The 19,074-nt window shown below is 43.8% G+C and carries 16 protein-coding genes; all 16 read left to right on the top strand.

From position 1 onward, the window contains the following. Nucleotides 1-6: 6 nt before the first annotated feature. The 16 genes from MHH89_RS16745 to MHH89_RS16670 all read left to right on the top strand — a co-directional run bounded on the left by MHH89_RS16745 (nt 7) and on the right by MHH89_RS16670 (nt 19,059). The gene (locus MHH89_RS16745; RefSeq protein WP_076129168.1) at nt 7-882 is read left to right on the top strand and encodes a carbohydrate ABC transporter permease; all 876 of its coding nucleotides are present in this window, start codon (nt 7-9) and stop codon (nt 880-882) included. A gap of 13 nt (nt 883-895) precedes the next feature. Next, the gene (locus MHH89_RS16740) at nt 896-1,738 is read left to right on the top strand and encodes a carbohydrate ABC transporter permease (RefSeq protein ID WP_081382492.1); all 843 of its coding nucleotides are present in this window, start codon (nt 896-898) and stop codon (nt 1,736-1,738) included. A 24-nt stretch (nt 1,739-1,762) separates the two neighbouring features. Next, a complete protein-coding gene (locus tag MHH89_RS16735; RefSeq protein WP_036679646.1) occupies nt 1,763-2,452 on the top strand; it encodes an N-acetylmannosamine-6-phosphate 2-epimerase in 690 nt (229 codons plus the stop codon). A 23-nt stretch (nt 2,453-2,475) separates the two neighbouring features. After that, nucleotides 2,476-3,354, top strand: coding sequence for an ROK family protein (locus MHH89_RS16730; protein ID WP_312149213.1), 879 nt, complete (start codon nt 2,476-2,478; stop codon nt 3,352-3,354). 23 nt (nt 3,355-3,377) lie between these two features. Then, entirely contained in the window at nt 3,378-4,232 is an 855-nt protein-coding gene (locus MHH89_RS16725) for a MurR/RpiR family transcriptional regulator (protein ID WP_051491079.1), read from the top strand. 30 nt (nt 4,233-4,262) lie between these two features. Continuing rightward, on the top strand, nt 4,263-4,736 hold the full coding sequence (locus MHH89_RS16720; protein ID WP_076281915.1) for a YhcH/YjgK/YiaL family protein: 474 nt from the start codon (nt 4,263-4,265) through the stop codon (nt 4,734-4,736). A gap of 236 nt (nt 4,737-4,972) precedes the next feature. Then, nucleotides 4,973-5,965 carry an ABC transporter substrate-binding protein gene (locus tag MHH89_RS16715; RefSeq protein ID WP_312149209.1) on the top strand — a complete coding sequence of 331 codons (993 nt, stop codon included), beginning with the start codon at nt 4,973-4,975 and terminating at the stop codon, nt 5,963-5,965. Next, the gene (locus tag MHH89_RS16710) at nt 5,946-6,722 is read left to right on the top strand and encodes an ABC transporter ATP-binding protein (RefSeq protein WP_076129171.1); all 777 of its coding nucleotides are present in this window, start codon (nt 5,946-5,948) and stop codon (nt 6,720-6,722) included. The genes MHH89_RS16715 and MHH89_RS16710 overlap by 20 nt, the downstream gene beginning before the upstream one ends. Further along, a complete protein-coding gene (locus MHH89_RS16705) occupies nt 6,716-7,468 on the top strand; it encodes an ABC transporter permease (RefSeq protein WP_081383954.1) in 753 nt (250 codons plus the stop codon). The genes MHH89_RS16710 and MHH89_RS16705 overlap by 7 nt, the downstream gene beginning before the upstream one ends. A gap of 470 nt (nt 7,469-7,938) precedes the next feature. After that, on the top strand, nt 7,939-10,512 hold the full coding sequence (locus MHH89_RS16700; protein WP_175620011.1) for an alpha-L-arabinofuranosidase C-terminal domain-containing protein: 2,574 nt from the start codon (nt 7,939-7,941) through the stop codon (nt 10,510-10,512). A gap of 75 nt (nt 10,513-10,587) precedes the next feature. Beyond that, nucleotides 10,588-12,024 carry an ABC transporter substrate-binding protein gene (locus tag MHH89_RS16695; RefSeq protein ID WP_076129173.1) on the top strand — a complete coding sequence of 479 codons (1,437 nt, stop codon included), beginning with the start codon at nt 10,588-10,590 and terminating at the stop codon, nt 12,022-12,024. A gap of 167 nt (nt 12,025-12,191) precedes the next feature. After that, a complete protein-coding gene (locus MHH89_RS16690; protein WP_076194598.1) occupies nt 12,192-15,122 on the top strand; it encodes an extracellular solute-binding protein in 2,931 nt (976 codons plus the stop codon). Then, nucleotides 15,119-16,084: a carbohydrate ABC transporter permease gene (locus tag MHH89_RS16685; RefSeq protein ID WP_076129175.1), complete on the top strand. Its 966-nt coding sequence runs from the start codon at nt 15,119-15,121 to the stop codon at nt 16,082-16,084. The genes MHH89_RS16690 and MHH89_RS16685 overlap by 4 nt, the downstream gene beginning before the upstream one ends. 1 nt (nt 16,085) lies before the next feature. Then, the gene (locus tag MHH89_RS16680; protein WP_036679629.1) at nt 16,086-16,946 is read left to right on the top strand and encodes a carbohydrate ABC transporter permease; all 861 of its coding nucleotides are present in this window, start codon (nt 16,086-16,088) and stop codon (nt 16,944-16,946) included. Nucleotides 16,947-16,954: 8 nt separating this feature from the next. After that, complete coding sequence (locus tag MHH89_RS16675; RefSeq protein ID WP_139332089.1) at nt 16,955-18,448, top strand: NHL repeat-containing protein; 1,494 nt, start codon at nt 16,955-16,957, stop codon at nt 18,446-18,448. Beyond that, a complete protein-coding gene (locus MHH89_RS16670; RefSeq protein WP_076129177.1) occupies nt 18,445-19,059 on the top strand; it encodes a YIP1 family protein in 615 nt (204 codons plus the stop codon). The genes MHH89_RS16675 and MHH89_RS16670 overlap by 4 nt, the downstream gene beginning before the upstream one ends. The last annotated feature ends 15 nt before the right edge of the window (nt 19,060-19,074 follow it).

Here is a 19,074-nt window from a genome sequence, read left to right as displayed (position 1 = left end):
AACGATATGAAACTACGTAGTAATTACCTAAAAGAGAATATTACAGGTTATCTGTTTATTTTACCTCAGATGATAGTATTCTTAGCCTTTCTTGTCTATCCGATCTTAGAAGGGATGCGGCTGAGTCTATACCAGATTAATTATGACAGCGAGAAGTTTGTGGGTTTTGCCAATTACACCACATTGTTTAATGATCCGGTATTTTTTAAGGCTACCATCAACACCGTTGTGTTCGTAATATTTATCGTTCTACTTACAGTGGGGTTTGCATTGTTCGTAGCCTCTGCGGTATTTGATAAGAATGCTAAGTACGTTTCCTTTATTAGAGGAAGTTATTATATCCCGGTAATGGTGTCCATGGTGGTTATGAGTATGGTCTGGAGCTTTTTGCTGAATCCGGCTAACGGACTTATCTCTTATCTATATAAAGACATGGGACTAGGGACGATTAATCTGCTGGGAAATCCAAAGACGGTTCTGCCAGTCGTGATATTTGTAACCTTCGCAACTAACGTGGGCCAGGCAATTATTCTGTATATAGCTGCGATGATTGGTGTCTCGAAAGAGCTTTTTGAAGCAGCAGAAATCGATGGTGCTAGCAGATGGCAAGTGATTACAAAGATCCTGATTCCTTCGGTAGGACCTACAACAACTTATATTACGATTATCAATATTATTGCCGTATTAAAAATCTTTGTAGTTATTCAGTTATTGACCGGTGGCGGACCGAACAATTCCTCCGTAACGCTGATGTACTACCTTTATAATAATGCCTTTAAATATAACCAACTCGGTGTAGCTTCTGCGGTAGGGGTTATCATGTTCGTGATTACATTGATATTGTCTGTGCCACAGCTACGAAGCATGATTAAGGTGAAGTGAGGGGGAATACAACATGTCGAAGATTAAAAACAAGAAAAAGAGAGAGAAGTTTGATGTGATATCGAATGTGATCATTATCCTCTTCGCACTCCTTAATCTTTTTCCACTATATTGGTTATTCACAAGTTCACTTAAAAACAGCTCGGATGTTGTGAAGATGCCTCCAGACTGGTGGCCCAAATCGATTACATTCTCCAACTATGTGGATGTATTTCAGAACCAGCCGGCTTTAAGATGGACGTTTAATAGTATTTATGTATCTGGTATTTCTACTATTTTGGTTATTGTTGTAGGCTCTATGGCCGCCTATGCGTTCTCAAAGATTAATTTTAAAGGTAAAAATATAATCTTCATTATCTTTATATCAAGTTTGATGATTCCTAAAGAAATTATGATAGTACCCTTATTCCGGATCACCCAACAATTTGGAATGGTAAATAGTTATAACGGTATGATTTGGCCGAACGTGGCGGGTGCATTTGGAGTGTTCCTATTAAAGGGATTCTTCGATTTAACCCCTAATGCCTTAAGAGAAGCCGGGAGAATAGATGGTGCAAATGAATGGAGAATCTTCACGCGCATCATGTTGCCTATTGTCAAACCTGGTATTGGAGCCTTATTTATTCTGAATTTCGTGCAAGTCTGGAATGATTACTTGTGGCAGCTGGTTATAGGCCAAGAGAACAAAATGAAAACATTAATGGTTGGTACTGCGACCTTAATGCAGGATTTGAATCCTAATTTCGCTTATAAAATGGCCGGAGCTACCATCGCTGCAATTCCGATGTTGCTAGTGTTCATGTTATTCCAACGGTTCTTCACCAATGGGATTACGGCAGGAGCAGTTAAAGAATAAATAAAAATGTGGAGTGGGTTACTGATGAATACTGAAAATAATGTACTTAAAAAAATAAAACATAAACTAGTCGTCTCCAGTCAAGCCTTACCAGAAGAACCGCTGCATAGCCCGTTTATTATGGGTAGAATGGCTTATGCTGCTTATTTAGGCGGGGCTTCTGGAATTCGGGCAAACAGCGTAGCGGATATTCAAGAAATCAAAAAGCAAGTGAATCTGCCGATCATTGGGATAATCAAAAAGGTGTATGAAGGCTCTGAAGTCTTTATTACACCCACTCAAAAGGAAGTCGATGAGCTGTACCGCGAAGGGGTAGATATCATTGCTATGGATGCTACAGACCGGATTCGCCCGGACGGATCTACTATTTCTGAACTTTTTCCACTTTTAAAAGAGACCTATAAAGATCAACTGTTTATGGCGGATTGTTCTACATTTGCGGAAGCTGCGAAGGCTGTTGAGCTGGGATTTGATCTGATAGGAACTACCTTGAGCGGTTATACCGAGGCTACTAAAGGCCGCAACTTGCCAGATTTTGAATTGGTTCAACAAATCGTCAACAACTTCTCTGTTCCCGTTATAGCTGAAGGTGGGGTTTCCACTCCTGAAGAATTAAAGACCATGTTTGATTTAGGTGTGTATTCAGCAGTGGTTGGCTCTGCGATCACGAGACCGATGGAGATTACGAAACGGTTTGTGAACGCTATTCAGTAGAACGCCAGAGAGGGTAGATGGGAATGAGAATTGTAGCCGTAGATATTGGCGGTACCAATACCAAGATGTGTATATGCGATAAACAGGGGAATGTACATGACTTCAAGGAGTATGCAACAGAAAGCTACTTGGGGGGACCCCATGTAATCTCGAGAATGCTGGAAAAGATTGCAGAATACGATCATTTTGATGCCATTGCCATAAGCACCGCGGGCCAAGTTAATGCAGAAGAAGGATTTATTGTCTATGCTAACGAAAATATACCTAGATATACTGGAATGAAAATTAAGGATATTGTCACCCATCATTTTCATAAACCTGTTATGGTAGAGAACGATGTGAATTCAGCAGCATTAGGCGAGGCTTATTTTGGGGCTGCTCAGAGCTTTAACAATTTTTTATGTCTAACCTTTGGCACAGGCATTGGCGGTGCGATCGTCATTAATCGTCAAATCTATAAAGGGGCTAATGGGGTAGCGGCTGAATTTGGCCATATCTTTACTCACCCATTGTCGGCCCCATCCGGAGTAGAAGGACTGCCGTATTATGAAAAATACGCTTCAACTACAGCTTTAGTGAAGATGGCTCAGCTGGCAGATCCCGAATGCACGGACGGAAAAGCTTTATTTGATAAAATACAGAGCGGAAATGAGCAGCTTGAACGTATTTTAGATCTATGGATTACTGAAGTGGCTGTGGGTTTAGCCTCTATCACACATATCTTCAATCCATCCGCGATTATTATTGGTGGCGGCGTAATGGAACAAGAAGATTTGGTTCGAAGGGTAGAAGAGCGCACGAAGTCTTTGATTATGGAAAGCTTTGCGGGAGTGAGAATTGTTAAAGCCTCATTAGGGAATAAGGCAGGTCTGCTGGGAGCTTCCTCCTTATTCGTACATTAATTTATTGAAAAGGAGGGGCTTTTTTGCGGACAATCAGTATTTTTTCTTCAATTCATTCTAAATACAATAATTTGACGAATACGGAGAAGAAGGTAGCGGACTACGTACTGGAGAATACGAGAAGTGTAGTCTACATGTCGATTACTGATCTTGCAGATGCATGTGATGTTGGGGAATCAAGTATATTTCGATTTTGCAAATCTTTAAGTTATAAAGGGTATCAAGAGTTCAAGATCGCATTGGCACATAGCATCACTGTGGAGAATGAGATCCCGCAGCTTACCGATCAGATTCTGATGGATGATACGATTGAAGCTGTTGCTTCTAAAGTGCTGACCACGAATGTAAGTGCACTCAACGAGACCTATAATTTAATTGATATACAGAAGATCAGTGAGGCCATTGAGTATTTGATTAATGCAGAACGTGTATTGTTTTTCGGTGTGGGCTCTTCTCTAGTCACAGCTATGGAAGCCAAGATTAAATTTATGCGCATTACGAACAAAACGGAATGTTTAATGGATTCACATCTGCAGATGATGTCGGCAGCGTTGATGTCTAACCGGGATGTCGCTGTTGTGATTTCTTATTCCGGCTCGACCAAGGATAGCATTGAGGTTGCAAGAAAAGCAAAGGAACGAGGAGCCAAAGTAATATCCATTACCAGGTTTGAAAAGTCACCGTTAACCTCGTACTCCGATCTGACCCTGCTATGTGGTGCTAATGAAGGACCGCTGCAAGGGGGTTCATTATCTGCAAAGATATCGCAGCTCTATCTGCTTGATATTTTATATGTAGAATATTTCAAGAAGACTAGTGAGCAATCCATAATCAATAAAGAAACTACAGCTTCAGCAGTCAGTGAGAAACTGGTTTAGTACATTAAGATGTGAGGGGAATGGGAAGTTATGATCTTAGGTTCTTTGTCATCTTGGGAAGAGCATATCAAGTATGAGAATCCTGTCATTGTTGAGGCTATTGAGGAATTGAAAGTAATCTTACAACATGATCCTGATCTTGGGCGAATCGAAATCCGCGGGAACGAAATGTATGCTTCGATTATGGCTTTGGAGGCAAAATCGCTGGAGGAACAAGCCGCAGAGAAGCATGAGACTTATATTGATGTGCATTATCTGATCGAAGGTGAAGAAACGATTGGCTGGGCACCCCTGCAAGAAGGGATCGAGCCCATTAAGCCTTACGATGCCGAAGGAGAATATGCGCTTTATCCCCCATCAGCAGATGAAATATTGTTATCTTTGAAGCCTGGAATGTTCGCGGTCTTTTTCCCTCATGATGTTCACAGACCGGGTATGGGTCAACCGGGGCAGCAGATTAAAAAAGCTGTCATTAAAATCCACACAAATCTACTAACTCCATAACATAGAGATTGAGGCTGGTAGTGGAACCATTCCGCTGTCAGCTTTTTTTGCGTCGCTTCTATTTACTTATATCTAAATTTATAAATATACAAAATATAAAGATTGGTGGTAAACTTAACATGCCTAAAGCTTTTTTTGTAGAGCTTAAGGATTTTTTTGCATGCACATTTATGAGTGAGCAAAGAATATTACAGAGAATTACACTATAGAAAGAATAATGGAGGCAGGAGAGTTAAATGAAGAATAAAGGTCTAAAGAGAATGTTGTTGTTATCTATGATGGTTGTTGTCATCGCTGCACTTGCAGTCGGTTGTGGTTCGAAAAATAATACAAATACAGAATCGTCAGAGGGAGCTGCTCCAGAGGCTGCAAAAGAAGTTACCTCATTGTCGCTCGGTTTATTACCCTCGATTGATGCTATTCCTTTTATCATCGCACATGAACAAGGTTTCGATAAAAACCACGGTGTGGATCTGGACATCCAGACGTTTAAAAGCGCCAAAGATCGGGATGTAGCTTTTCAAGCAGGCAAGCTGGATGGTCTAAGTGCTGACCTGGTTGCGATCTCCATTTACAATGAGGCTGGACTGGATGTGAAGATCACCAGTACAACTTTTGGGGAATTTGATTTACTGACTGGAAATGAATCGATCCAGGATGTGAAGGATTTGAAGGGGGAAACCGTGATTTTGTCCAAAAATACCTCCACACAATATACAGTGGCAATGATGCTGAAACAAGCAGGTCTGACCGAAGCTGATATTACAGTGACAGAGGTTCCACAGATTCCGACCCGTTTAGAATTGCTTAAGAATAATAAGGCGGATGCGGCAATTTTGCCAGAACCTTTTGTAACGATGGGCAAAACCTCAGGCCTGCGTGTACTGAGCTCAACGCTAACTGCGGGAGTAAATCCGTTCGTATTAGCTTTCCCGCAAACTGCAATTGATGCCAAAGCAGAAGCTATCCGCAGTATGTATGCTGCATATGATGAAGCAGTAGCTTATATGAAATCCCATGAGCAATCTGAATATATCGATCTTGTAATCAAAGAAGTAGGATATCCAGAGACATTAAAAGATGAGATCAAAGTACCGGATTATGTACCAGCTTATCAAGTGGATGTGAAGGAAGTAGAGGCTGCATTTGCTTGGGCACGGGAAAAAGGTTTGCTCAGCAAAAATATCTCGGCTGAAGATGTGATTTCTGATGTCCAATTCAAGAAATAAAGGACTCGCCATAAAGGATCTGAAAGTAGAATATAAGAGCGGACAATTAGCCTTAGGTCAGGTGGATTTATCTTTGCCGGAACATGGGATCTACACCATTATCGGACCCTCCGGCAGCGGGAAATCTACTTTATTACGGGCGATTGCGGGCTTGCTGCCTAGTTATCAGGGACAAATTCTTTTTAATGAGAAATCTGTACATGAGAAAGAAACGTTAATTGGACTGGTGCCGCAGAACTATGGGCTTCTTCCTTGGAAGACTGTACATGATAATATTCAAATCGCAATGAAGATTACGCATACGGCAAGTTCATCCAAGCAAGAACGGGAGACGCAGATTAAGCAGTGGCTTTCGTCGATGGGGATCTCTGATTTAGCAGAACGTTATCCCTTATCCCTCAGTGGAGGCCAGCAGCAAAGAGTAGCGATTGCCAGAGCTTTTGCCATTTTGCCTACTATTCTGTTGCTGGACGAGCCATTCTCTGCACTCGATGCGATAACAAGGGAAACACTGCAGGTCCTCTTTTTAGAGAACTGGATGGCTAACCCGACGACTACATTATTTGTCACTCATGATGTGGAAGAAGCGATTCTGCTGGGGCAAAAGATTATCGTCATGCCGTCCAACAAAGAAACTACACCTGAAATTATTGATAATCATTTGGTGTTTCATATGAAGCATGAGGATAAGCGGGACAGTGTGGATTTCTTTGAGCAGACTAAGCGGATTAGAAAGGTAATGCAGGAGATATGGTAAACAAACGTCGACTTCATCATCTAGTAAGGCTGCTATTTGTATTTGTCTGTATGAATGTAGTCTGGTATATCGCATTTTTACTTATGAACCATTCGATTCTGCCAAGTCCCTTTGCTGTATATAAGGCGATGTTTCAGTTAGGGGCGCAGGATATTGCTATAAATGTAGGGTATAGCTTGTTCAGAATTTTTGCAGGTGTGGTACTGGCGTTAATTATTGGACTGCTTATAGGTCTTCTAATGGGACGTTCATTGACCTGGAACAAACTGCTGGACCCTGTGGTTTACTTGACGTATCCTGTTCCCAAAATTGCCCTGCTTCCAGTAGTGATGCTGTTCTTCGGGCTTGGGGAGACGTCCAAAATCCTAATGATCATGCTGATTTTATTGTTTCAGATCATCATTTCGGTAAGGGATGGGGTTAAGGCTATTCCGGACAATACCTATGATGTCTTAACTAGTATAGGTGCCAGCGCTGTGCAGAAGTTCTGGCATGTGACACTGCCGGGTGCATTGTCAGTAATTCTGAGTACGATTCGTATTTCGCTTGGAACGGCGATATCTGTACTGTTTTTTACGGAGATCTATGGAACAGAGCATGGTATGGGCTTTTTCATCATGGATGCGTGGTTAAGATTAGATTATCCGGAGATGTATGCTGGAATTATGTTGTTCAGCTTGGTCGGTTTTATTCTCTTCTTGCTTGTTGATTTTCTTGATTACAAGTTTATGAAGTGGCGGAACTAAATTTAGTTGGAGATTGAACAATAGCTTTCCTTTGCCTGAGTTTAGGCAAGGGGGAGCTTTTTTTATATGATTTTTTGGGGGCAATACAATTAATTTTAGTTTCATTATTATTTGAATGGAAAAATAAAACAGTAAAATAAATGAAGAAAAAAATGAAAATTAAACTTACTTAGGGCTGTAAACCCCCGTTTATTTTAGAAAAATATAAAGATGGTGAGATGAAAAGAGGGAATTTGTTTTAAAAAAACTAATAAATCTCTTAATTTCTTGCAAAACTATTGGAAATTATATTCATAAAAGTATAAAAAGGTTTAGTTTAATTTATTTACAACCCGATTTTAGTATGGTATTTTATCAATGGAAACGGATTCATTTAGGTTTTGTGAAATGATTTTAAGTTATTACGAATGGAAGGATCTGTTCACTTCATAAAAATGAAAACGCTAATAAAAAGTTGGAGGGAATTATCTTTGAATAAATATGGACGGAAGCTATGGCTTACGGTGCTGATTTTCGTGATTGTGATTGGCGGGCTGACGTATTATTGGGCTTCTAAGGGCGAAAACCCAGCAACACTGTCTCAGGAGTCTGCCAAAGAAGCAACGGGTGAAGCGGGAAAGGAAACTCTTCCAACGGCGACAGCAGCTAACACAAGTAGTGGAACCGCATATACGTTGACTGTGGATACGGGGAATCCGGGAGCTAAGATCAGCCCGATGTTGTACGGAGCCTTTTTCGAAGAGATTAATCATGCGGGAGATGGAGGGCTATATGCAGAGCTGATTTCCAATCGTTCCTTTGAGGATAGTTCGGTCACACTGTTCAATTGGTGGATGGATGAAAAAGGAGGGAGTAAAGGGAAGCTTGCTCTGACCAGCACTAAGCTTTTGAACGATGCTCAGACCCAGGCAATGGCTTTAACAGTATCATCAGCTGCCGAGGGTGGTTCGGTATCTGCTGTGAATAATGGTTACTGGGGGATTGCTTTGACGAAGGAGGCCAGTTACAAGTTGTCTTTCTATGCGCGGCCAGAGCCAGGGGACAATATGCCACTGCGTATAACGTTAGAGAGCCCAGATGGCAATGAGCTATATGCAGAACAGACCGTTGATAAGTTAAAAGAAGGATGGCATCCATATACATACACACTGACTTCTACAGGTACTGTAGCAAACGCACGAATTGTAATCTCTGCTGCCAATGTAGGGACTGTTTATCTCGATATGGTGTCTTTGTTTCCTGAGACTTGGAACAACAGGGAGAATGGGCTTCGCATCGATTTGGCTGAAAAGGTAGCTGCGATGAAACCCGCATTCGTTCGTTTTCCGGGGGGATGTTTTGTGGAAGGGAAAACGCCAACTGATGCTTATCAATGGAAGAACACCATTGGTCCGATTGAAACGCGTCCCGGTCATAAGGGATATTGGGATTACCGCTCCTCAGATGGGCTGGGCTTCCACGAATATCTGCAATGGGCCGAAGATCTGAAAGCGGAACCATTATATGTAGCTTATATCGGGATTTCACATAACGGAGATCCTATAGCCAAGCAGAATACCGTTCCAGTCAGTGAAATTCAGCCATGGATACAAGATGCGCTGGACGCCATTGAATATGCAAACGGACCGGTTACTAGCAAATGGGGGGCACAAAGAGCCGCTAATGGTCATCCGGAGCCTTTTAATATGAAATATGTAGAGATTGGTAACGAAAACAATTTCCAGATGAGTGAATATATTAAGCGTTATGGCTTGTTTTATAAAGCAATTAAAGAGAAGTATCCAGAGATTCATCTCATTGCCAATGCGGCAGTTGAAGGTGAGCCTATCGAGATGGTTGATGAGCATTACTATGAAACCACTGAATGGTTCCTCAGCAACTCGAACAGATACGATACTTATGACCGGAGTGGTCCTGAGATTTATGTTGGTGAGTATGCGGTAACCAAGGGTGCCGGAGAAGGCAATCTGAACGCTGCAATCGGCGAGGCCGCTTTTATGATGGGCATGGAACGGAATTCTGATATCGTAAAAATGTCCTCTTATGCCCCGTTGTTTGTGAATACGAAGGATCGTACTTGGAACCCGGACGCTATTGTGTTTGATTCATCGACTAGCTACGGAACACCTTCTTATCATGTGCAGCAGATGTTTGGAAGCAATAAGGGGGATGTAGTTCTTCCAACCTCACTTGTGGCTCTAGGTCAAGAAGAAACCTCCGGTAAGCAATCCATTCAAGGTGGAATTGGTTTGGGGACTTGGGCCACCCAGGTAGAGTACAGCGATGTACGAGTAGCGAAAGGTGATGACGTTCTTTTTGAAGATCATTTCAAGAAGGATTCCGGAGCCTGGACTCTAAACAATGGGGACTGGGAACAATCCAAGGGTACTTTTAAGCAGACTTCTAATGATATTGATATTCGTGCAGTTGCCGGTGAGACTTCATGGAGTGATTATACACTTTCTCTTAAGGCGAAAAAGACTGGCGGAGCAGAAGGCATGCTCATTATGTTCGGCTCTAAAGATGAAGGTAACTTCTATTGGTGGAATCTTGGCGGCTGGGGAAATACGCAGAGCGCGATTGAAAAATCAGTAGGTGGAACAAGAGCAGTCATCGGAAGAACGGTTCCTGTAAGGATTGAGACTGGGAAATTGTACGATATTCGCATTGAATTATCAGGTGCTAATATCCGGCTCTATCTCGACGATGAGCTTATACAAGAGGTGAACGATGAAAGTCCAGCAGGGCCGCTGTTCCAAACTGCGAGCCGTGATCTTGCCACAGGTGAGTTGATCGTTAAAGTCGTTAATGCGGGTGACACTGCTCAGCGCACGGATGTTTCTTTTGCCGGACTTGCCACATCAAGTCTGGAAGGAACAGCTACCGTACTTCAGTCGGACGATTTAAATGCTGAGAATAGCTTCGCTGAACCTGACAAGGTGGCACCTGTAACTCAAAAGGTAAGTGTAGACAAAGGTAGTCTGGAGTTTGAATTCCCGAAATATTCCGTGACCGTGTTAAGACTAAAGGAAGGGGGGAAATAGCCGGTCACGGAGGGAGGTTCACTCCTTCACTATAAACAAGCATTTATTTGTTCAATTTAAGAGGGAGGTTAGGTTATGATTTCGCAAAGAAAAACGAGCAGTTTAGTCGTATGTATGGTAATGGTTTTTGTGCTTATTCTGTCAGCCTGTAGCAGCGCTGGAAGCTCAACGACGAATCAAAATGCAGCTAACAACGGTAAAACGAACACTGAAAAAACTAATAATGCTAGTGAGCCAACCAATGCAACAGCTACTGAGGGCACGGAAGCAGCAGATCCTGCCAACGACCTGCCAAGCAAAGATATTCAAGGTGAGGTTACCGTTTGGGCCTTTAATGAAAAAGTGTTCGAGGAAGTCGGCGCTGCATTTATGGCTGAATATCCTGGAATCAAGCTGAAGACGGTAGTTATGCCCTTTGGCGACCTGCATGACAAGCTGCAAACGACAATCGCCGCAGGTAGCGGGGCACCGGACGTAGCAGAAGTCGAAATGTACCAGTTGAACCGTTATATGGCGGGCAATGTGCTGGAGAATCTTTTGGAAGAGCCTTATAACGCTGGAAAATATAAAGATCTGGTTGCTCCATATAACTGGGAACGTTGGATGACACCGGACAGCTCACAGCTGCTTGGTATGCCTTGGGATATGACACCGGGGGTTTATTACTACCGTGCAGACATTTTTGAAGAGCTTGGATTGCCAAGTGATCCTGCTGAGCTTGGTGAATACATGCAAGATGAAGAGAATCTCTTGAACCTGGCTCAAATTTTGAAAGCTAACGGTAAATATTTCATGGAGTGGAGCGATGGCCCGATCGTATGGGCAGGAGATGAAGTCGGCTACTTTGATAAGGATATGAACTGGACACGTAATACGGACAAAATGGTGAAAGTTCTTGATATTACAAAACGTGGACAACAGCTGGGCTGGGCACCTCATATCGGTTATGGCTCAGACGAAGGTAAACAGCTAGTTCTGAAAGGTGATTTAGTTGGTGTCGTATCGGGTTCATTTGGAGCGCGCGGACTTCAGGAAACATTCCCTGAGCTTGCCGGAAAATGGAAGGTAACCCGTTTGCCAATAGGAATTAACGTGGGAATGGGCGGCTCAAGCTTTGTTATTCCTTCGCAAAGCAAAAATAAAGAAGCGGCATGGGCTTACATTCAGTGGAGCATGAGAAGTGAAAATGCTTGGAAAATTTGGACAAAACATTCCATTCAGCCGGGTTACAAGGATATTTCCAGTCTTGATTGGTACGCAAACACTAAAAATGAATATCTGGGTGGGCAAGAGGAATTTAAACTATATGAGCAATTAAGCAACGATATTCCAGTCAAACACCTTACACCAGTAGATAACAAGGGCTGGGAAATCTTTATAGCGGCGATCGGTGATGCACTGGCTAAGAACACAGATTCCAAGACGGCTATTCAAAAAATTGGTGATGATGTCTTGAAGCAAGCTTCCAAAGAAATTGCTGCCTTTAAAAAGGCAATGGGAATGCAGCCGTAAGGAAATCTAATAACAGGAGGGGCAGCCTGCAATTGCCAGAGCTGCCCTGCTTGTATTCACTTAAGTCCGAGAGGCCCGTAAAGATGGGAGGAGACCGATGCGTGTTACGCATACTGCGAAAATATAAGATTAGTTTGTTGTTACTGGTACTTTTAGGAGTCTCCCTAGTGTGGTGGAATCAATCACGAGGGTTTGATAATTCAGCGATGGAGGGCATCCCCGTTTATGCGGATGTTGATGAAAGCTCTATTTTAGAAAGCGATAGTGTGAATTCAAAACTCGAAGCCTCTTACTTAAGCTATTACGAGGAAAAACAGCAGGATGGAGCAAAGGACTCATCGGATTTTACGCTTGCTATTCCTTCGGCGGATTATACGGCCATTAGTGCTGAAGGTACAGAGGTAATGACGGATCTTGGTGGAAAACCCGGCAAGGTACTAGCGCTTAAAGCAGAGGATAGCTGGGTGGAATATACATTTACGGTTCCGGCAGATGGGTTATATCAGATGGGGATGGAGTATTATGCCCTTCCTGGTAAACGATCCTCGATCATTCGAAGCGTAAAGATTGATGGGGAGTATTTATTCTCTCAAGTAAAAAAAATGGAATTCCAGCGGATGTGGAAGGAAAGTGCAGAGCCATGGCTGGACAATCAAGGGAATGAATTTAATCCCAAGCGGGAAGAGGTAACAGGCTGGCAATATCGGGAGTTTAGAGATGCCGAGGCCAGAACTGCGGATCCCTTTCGCTTTTATCTGACCAAAGGGGAGCATACGGTGAAGCTGGAAGCCATCCGGGAACCGGCTGCACTTAGTGAACTGAGAATATTTTCTCCAGAACCGCTCCCGACTTATGCGGAAGTGAAGCAGGAGTATGAGAATAAGGGTTACAAGCCTGTTCAGAATCAAGTGATCAAAATTCAGGCAGAAGAATCCTCCCTTCGTTCAGATCCAACGCTGAAGCGGATCGAGGACCGGGAGCCACTCACCGAACCTTTTAACAAAGATGCTATTGTGCTTAATAGTTTTGGGGGTGTCGGGTGGCGTACGGGTGGACAATGGGCGGAATGGAATTTCGAGATTCCAGAGTCAGGGCTCTACAATATCGCAATTCGTTACGGCCAGTGGTTCCTAAACGGGATACCGGTGGAACGCCGGATTATGATTGATGGCGAGGTACCGTTCCAAGAGCTGAATGCCTTGAAATTCCCTTACAAAGCGGAATGGCAAGTAAACAAGCTGGGGAATGAGGACGGAGAATACTTCTTTTATCTCGAACAGGGCAAGCATACGTTGCGGATGGAAGTTCAAGTATCGGGTGTAGGCGGAATGATTGAAGCTGTGCTGAACACTACACATAAAATGTCTCTTTTGGGACGTGAAATCACGCAGGTAACGGGAACGAACCCCGATCCAAACGGGGATTGGCAGCTGGAGCAGAACATTCCTAATCTTGTGCCACGTTTACATTTGATGGCGCGGACGTTGGATGATGCCGTGCAGGATATGTATGCTTTTGGCGTTGCTGATGGAAGCTCTGAGCTGAGTACGCTTTATGAAGCACGTGATCGGTTCCTGGAAATGGCGAAGGATACCTCAAGTATTCCAGGTCGTCTTCAGCAATTTACGGATCTGCAGTCATCGCTTGGCTTATGGGTCAACGGATTAATGAAGCAGAGTATTGTAATGGACTATATTGAAGTGAAGTCGGAAGATCAGCCATGGCCTAAAGACGCGGCTCCTTGGTATACCCGTGTAGGGACGATGACGTATGACTTCTTTAGTTCTTTTACAAAGGATTACAGCGGCATAGGAAATACGTACAAAAATGAAAAGGTGCTGGATGTCTGGATCTCTCGTGGACGTGATTGGGCGGAGATCATTAAGCAAATGGTGGATGAGGACTTTACACCAAACACGGGCATCAAGGTGAACGTCAATATTATTCCTACGCTTGCAGCGGATCAGAAGCAGATTCTGTTATTAGCCAATACTGCCGGACTTGCTCCCGATGTGGCACTGGGGGTTGAGGGTGAAGTGCCGATTGACTTCGCGGTGCGGAATTCACTCGTGAATCTGAATGAATTCTCAGATTATCAAGAGGTTGCTGAACGTTTCAGAGCGGGCGCACTGATTCCTTATAAGTATGATAACGGAGACTTCGCATTGCCGGAGAATCAGAACTTCACGATGCTCTTTTACCGGAAAGATATTATGGCACAGCTGGGCATTAGCGAGAAGGATATTCCGAATACGTGGCAAGAGGTTATGGAACTGATTCCTGTGCTGCAACAAAACGGGATGGACTTCTATTATCCACATGCCCCGAACAATCCGAGTCTAGCCATTAATGAGTTTGCGCCGTTCTTATTCCAGTATGGTGGAGATTTCTATAAGAATAATGGGATGTTGTCTGATCTGGATTCACCAGAAGCTCTGACAGCTATGAAAATGTGGACGGGACTCTTTACGAACTACAAGCTGCAGAAACAAGCGGATTTCTATAACCGTTTCCGTTCTGGAGAGATGCCAATCGGCGTTGCTGATTATTCCACATACATCCTGTTATCTACTGCCGCACCTGAATTGACAGGCTGGTGGGGCATGAAACCAATGCCGGGTATTGAACAAGCCGATGGACAGATTAACCGTTCTACAGGCGGGCTTGCACAGACAGGAATTATTTTTAAGGATACGGATATGAAAGAAGAGTCTTGGGAGTTCTTGAAATGGTGGACCAGTGCGGATGCACAGGAGAACTTCGGTTCAGAGCTTGAGTCTTTGCTGGGTGTTGAAGCTCGTTGGAATACAGCCAATGTTGAAGCGCTCAAACGTCTGCCGTGGCAGCAAGATGATATCGACGCCATTATGGAACAGTGGGAGTGGTTTAAAGAGCGCGAAGTGGTGCTTGGAGGATATTACACGACCCGGCATATCGCCAACATCTGGAATGAAATTGTGCTCAACGGTAAATTCCCGCGGGAGGCGATGGAGCAAGGTGTGCGTGAAATCAATAAAGAGCTTAGTAAGAAACGCGAAGAGTTCGGAATTGAAACTTCCCAGACTTCAAGCGCTAAAGAGGAAGGAGGTCAGAAATGAGTAGTGAAATAATTACACCGGCACAGAACGAAGCCGTACAGATGCAGCCGACGAAAACTCCCGGGAAATGGGCGCAGCTTTGGTTGGATATCAAGAAAAATAAAGTTTCCTATTATTTCTTGGCCCCTTTCCTGATTCTGTTCACCGTTTTTACTATTGTTCCTATTATCATGTCCGTCGTTCTAAGCTTCAGCTATTACAACATTATTGAGACACCGAGATTCATTGGCTTCTCTAACTATAAGCTGTTGTTTGTAGACGACGATATCTTTCTTAAAGCTGTTGGGATTACGCTGAAATTTGCTATTATTACAGGTCCGATAGGTTATATTATGGCCTTCTTGCTGGCCTGGCTGATTAGCCAGATTCCGCAGAAGTTCCGCTTTTTCTATACCCTATGCTACTATGTGCCATCGATTACAAGTGCAGTAGCAATGTCCGTGGTTTGGTTGTATTTGTTCGCCGGCGACCGCAAGGGGTTGCTCAATCACTGGCTCATTCAGCTGGGGATTATCAATGAACCTTATTTATTTCTACAAAATGTAGATTCGATCGTACCGGTGATCATCATAGTTTCCTTATGGATGAGTATGGGGGTAGGTTTCCTTGCTTTTCTGGCCGGACTTCAAAATGTACCGACAGATTTATATGAAGCTGGCTCAATTGATGGGGTCAAGTACCGCTGGCAGGAGCTTTGGTACATTACGATTCCATGCGTCAAACCGCAGCTATTATTCGGTGCGGTGATGCAGGTGGTCGGTTCGCTTACCGTTTTTGACGTCAGTATGCGGCTTGTTGGATTTCCGAGTCCCCTTTATGCAGGCCATACGATTATGGCGCATCTGTTCGACTACGCATTTATCCGCTTTGAGATGGGATATGCGTCAGCGATTGCTGTATTACTGTTCGCTTTGATGCTTGGGCTCAACCGTCTCATCTTCAAAGTGCTGGGGAGGGATTAGGATGCACAAAATAAATTTACGGCGTATTGACTATGGCGGCATCTTTTTATATCTGTTCTTAACGGTGTTTGGCCTAATTATGCTGCTGCCACTTGTCTATATGGCAGTGACTGCTTTAAAACCAACAAGCGAACTATTCCTGTTCCCACCGCGGTTTTTCGTAGTGAATCCGACGTTGGTGAACTTTCGTGATTTGCTGTTAATTACCGGAACTTCGGCGGTGCCGTTCTCACGGTTTATTTTCAATAGCGTGGTCGTTACATCGGGGATTGTGGTCGGGGGTGTCTTAATTTCAGCAATGGCGGCTTATCCGCTTGCCAAGCACAATATGCCATTTAAAAGCGCTATCTTTAGTATGATTGTGGCGGCGCTGATGTTTTCACCCTTAGTATTGCAAATACCGCAATATCTGCTGATTAGCCGCAGCGGATTAATGAATTCGTATTTTGCAATGATCTTACCTTATCTGGCTGCACCAATGGGAATGTTTCTTATGACCCAGTTCCTGCGGCAGCTTCCAGATGCTTTATTAGAGGCGGCCCGCATAGACGGGGCTTCAGAATGGAAGGTATTCTGGGTGGTTGTGATGCCAATGCTTAAGCCGGCGATTTCGACTTTTGCTTTATTTAGCTTCATTTCTGCTTGGAATGATCCGTATCCTTCAATGGTCTATACGACTGTTCAGGAAATGAAGACATTGCCGCTTGCCATCCAAACCATCAGTGGTGGAGCCGGAGTCGTTGCTAGGGTAGGCACTTTGGCAGCAGCAAGCTTCTTGATGATTCTCCCGACTATTCTTGTCTTTATATTAACGCAGCGGATGGTGCTTCAGACAATGGCCCATTCGGGGCTGAAGGAATAGGGGGAGTCATGATGATAGGACGTAATATGAAAAAAATGCTGCTAACAGGGCTACTGGTGACGCTGACACTGCCAGTGCTGCTGCTTCCAGGGCAGGCGCTAGCTGGCGAAGCCCCGTATGAGGGGTATACGTGGAATCAGTCCGGCAATGAGGTCCGCTCGATTAATGGTTATCTCTACGATTCTTCTATCGATCCAACAGGAACAGATACGGGGTCCTTCAAAAATCCGGAATCTCTCTTTATTAGTGATGACGATTCACTCTACGTAGTAGACACGGGCAATAGCCGGATTGTTCATATGGATAAGGACGGTCGTCTGCTAAATTTGATCGGTGATACGGAAGGCAGCGGCAAGCTGCAGGAGCCGAAGGGTGTATTCGTGAAAGAGGATGGAACGGTATATGTAGCAGATACAAAAAACGCGCGTATTGCTATTTTTGATAAAAATGGCAAGTTTGTAAAAGAGTTTCTAAAACCGGATAGCCCATTACTGGGTGCTAATTTCTCTTATTCTCCTTCTAAATTAGTTGTAGATAAGCGTGATTATATGTATGTGGTGAGCGATGGTAACACGCAGGGGTTGCTGCAAATTGACTCGGGCGGTAAGTTCAAGGGGTTCTATGGAGCGAACCATGTAGGCTTCTCCTGGACACGACTCTTAATTAAGCTGGTGGCCACCAAAGAGCAGCAGAACCAGCTGGCGACCGTTAAACCTTCTGAGTTCTCCAACGTGGATCTGGATGAAGAAGGATTTATCTACAGCACGACCCTGGGCGAAGAGTATAACCAGATCAAACGGTTATCTCCGGTAGGCGTAGATACGCTGAACATTGGTAAACACTGGTACGGCGATTATTACTCCGAGGGTCCATTCAGTATGGCTTCTTTTATGGGCATCAGTATTGATAAGAACGGGTTTATAACCGCGCTGGATTTGCAGTCCAGTAAAGTCTTCCAATATGACAAGCTGGGGAATTTGTTATTCAGCTTCGGCGGGATCGGGGATCAGAATGGACTATTCGTGACTCCTTCCGCCGTAGATCAAACCGCTGATGGTTTGATCTATGTAGTGGATAAAGGACGGGGCAGAATCGATCGCTTCCGGACCACGCCGTTTGCGGATTTGGTTCATCAGGCATCTTTGCTATATGTAGATGGCAGCTATGACGAAGCGCAATCCTTATGGCAAGAGGTGCTGCGATTGAACGCCAATTATGATATGGCTTATCAGGCTATCGGCAAAGCGCTTTATAAAGCAGAGCAATATAAGGAATCTATGAGCTATTTCAAGCTTTCAAATTCCAAAGCTGACTATTCATCCGCTTTCCGCGAATATCGTAAATTGTATATCCGGGAGCACTTTACTTATTTCTTTGCCGGCGGAATTGGACTGTTCTTAGTACTGTTCTGGAGTGCGCCGAGATTATACCGGAGATTCCATGCCTGGCTGTATAGAGGAAACAAGGCAGTTTTGGAACCGGCAAAGGGGGAGATTGGATGAACACTTTGCGAATGATTCATCAGGTTGTAGTTCATCCTTATCAGTTCTATAACGATATTCAAGGAAAGCAGCGTATCCGCTGGATACAGGGGATTGCCATCGTTCTACTGACCTTTGTGGCACGAATGATCTCGATTCTGATTACAGGGTATGCTTTTCAAACTAGAGAGCCGCATGAAATCTCTATGTTTCATGAGTTTATTTGGCTTATCGTTCCTTGGTTGACCTGGTGTGTCTCGAACTGGGGTGTCAGTACGATTATGGATGGTGAGGGGAAATTTAAAGAGATTTTTGTGGGCAGTGCCTTTGCGCTTGTTCCATACATGCTCTTTATCATCCCAGTCACACTGCTAACGTTGGTCCTTTCGCTGGATGAGGCTTCAACCTTCAATCTGCTGCACAAGTTTGTGATTCTTTGGGTGGCTTGGTTGATTTTAATGAAGGTGAAGATCCTGCATGATTTTGAGATTCGCAAGGTTATTTTTATCACCATAATCAGTGTAATAGGGATCGCCATTATCTGGTTTGTAGGCATTTTGCTATTTGGTATTTCCAATCAATTTGTTTCATTTATTGTCGATCTGCTCAAAGAATTGAGATTGCGCGCGTAAGGAGGGAAAGGTAAC

This window comes from Paenibacillus sp. FSL H7-0323 (assembly GCF_038002725.1).
GTDB lineage: Bacteria > Bacillota > Bacilli > Paenibacillales > Paenibacillaceae > Paenibacillus_AQ > Paenibacillus_AQ odorifer.
This window is presented reverse-complemented; position numbering and strand designations above follow the sequence as displayed.

Excerpts from the sequence above, each read along its gene's own strand:
- MHH89_RS16685 (WP_076129175.1), top strand. The coding sequence starts at position 15,119 with ATGAGTAGTGAAATAATTACACCGGCACAGAACGAAGCCGTACAGATG.
- MHH89_RS16695 (WP_076129173.1), top strand. The coding sequence starts at position 10,588 with ATGATTTCGCAAAGAAAAACGAGCAGTTTAGTCGTATGTATGGTAATG.
- MHH89_RS16670 (WP_076129177.1), top strand. The coding sequence starts at position 18,445 with ATGAACACTTTGCGAATGATTCATCAGGTTGTAGTTCATCCTTATCAG.
- MHH89_RS16705 (WP_081383954.1), top strand. The coding sequence starts at position 6,716 with ATGGTAAACAAACGTCGACTTCATCATCTAGTAAGGCTGCTATTTGTA.
- MHH89_RS16715 (WP_312149209.1), top strand. The coding sequence starts at position 4,973 with ATGAAGAATAAAGGTCTAAAGAGAATGTTGTTGTTATCTATGATGGTT.
- MHH89_RS16680 (WP_036679629.1), top strand. The coding sequence starts at position 16,086 with ATGCACAAAATAAATTTACGGCGTATTGACTATGGCGGCATCTTTTTA.
- MHH89_RS16730 (WP_312149213.1), top strand. The coding sequence starts at position 2,476 with ATGAGAATTGTAGCCGTAGATATTGGCGGTACCAATACCAAGATGTGT.
- MHH89_RS16710 (WP_076129171.1), top strand. The coding sequence starts at position 5,946 with ATGTCCAATTCAAGAAATAAAGGACTCGCCATAAAGGATCTGAAAGTA.
- MHH89_RS16735 (WP_036679646.1), top strand. The coding sequence starts at position 1,763 with ATGAATACTGAAAATAATGTACTTAAAAAAATAAAACATAAACTAGTC.
- MHH89_RS16720 (WP_076281915.1), top strand. The coding sequence starts at position 4,263 with ATGATCTTAGGTTCTTTGTCATCTTGGGAAGAGCATATCAAGTATGAG.
- MHH89_RS16745 (WP_076129168.1), top strand. The coding sequence starts at position 7 with ATGAAACTACGTAGTAATTACCTAAAAGAGAATATTACAGGTTATCTG.
- MHH89_RS16740 (WP_081382492.1), top strand. The coding sequence starts at position 896 with ATGTCGAAGATTAAAAACAAGAAAAAGAGAGAGAAGTTTGATGTGATA.
- MHH89_RS16675 (WP_139332089.1), top strand. The coding sequence starts at position 16,955 with ATGATGATAGGACGTAATATGAAAAAAATGCTGCTAACAGGGCTACTG.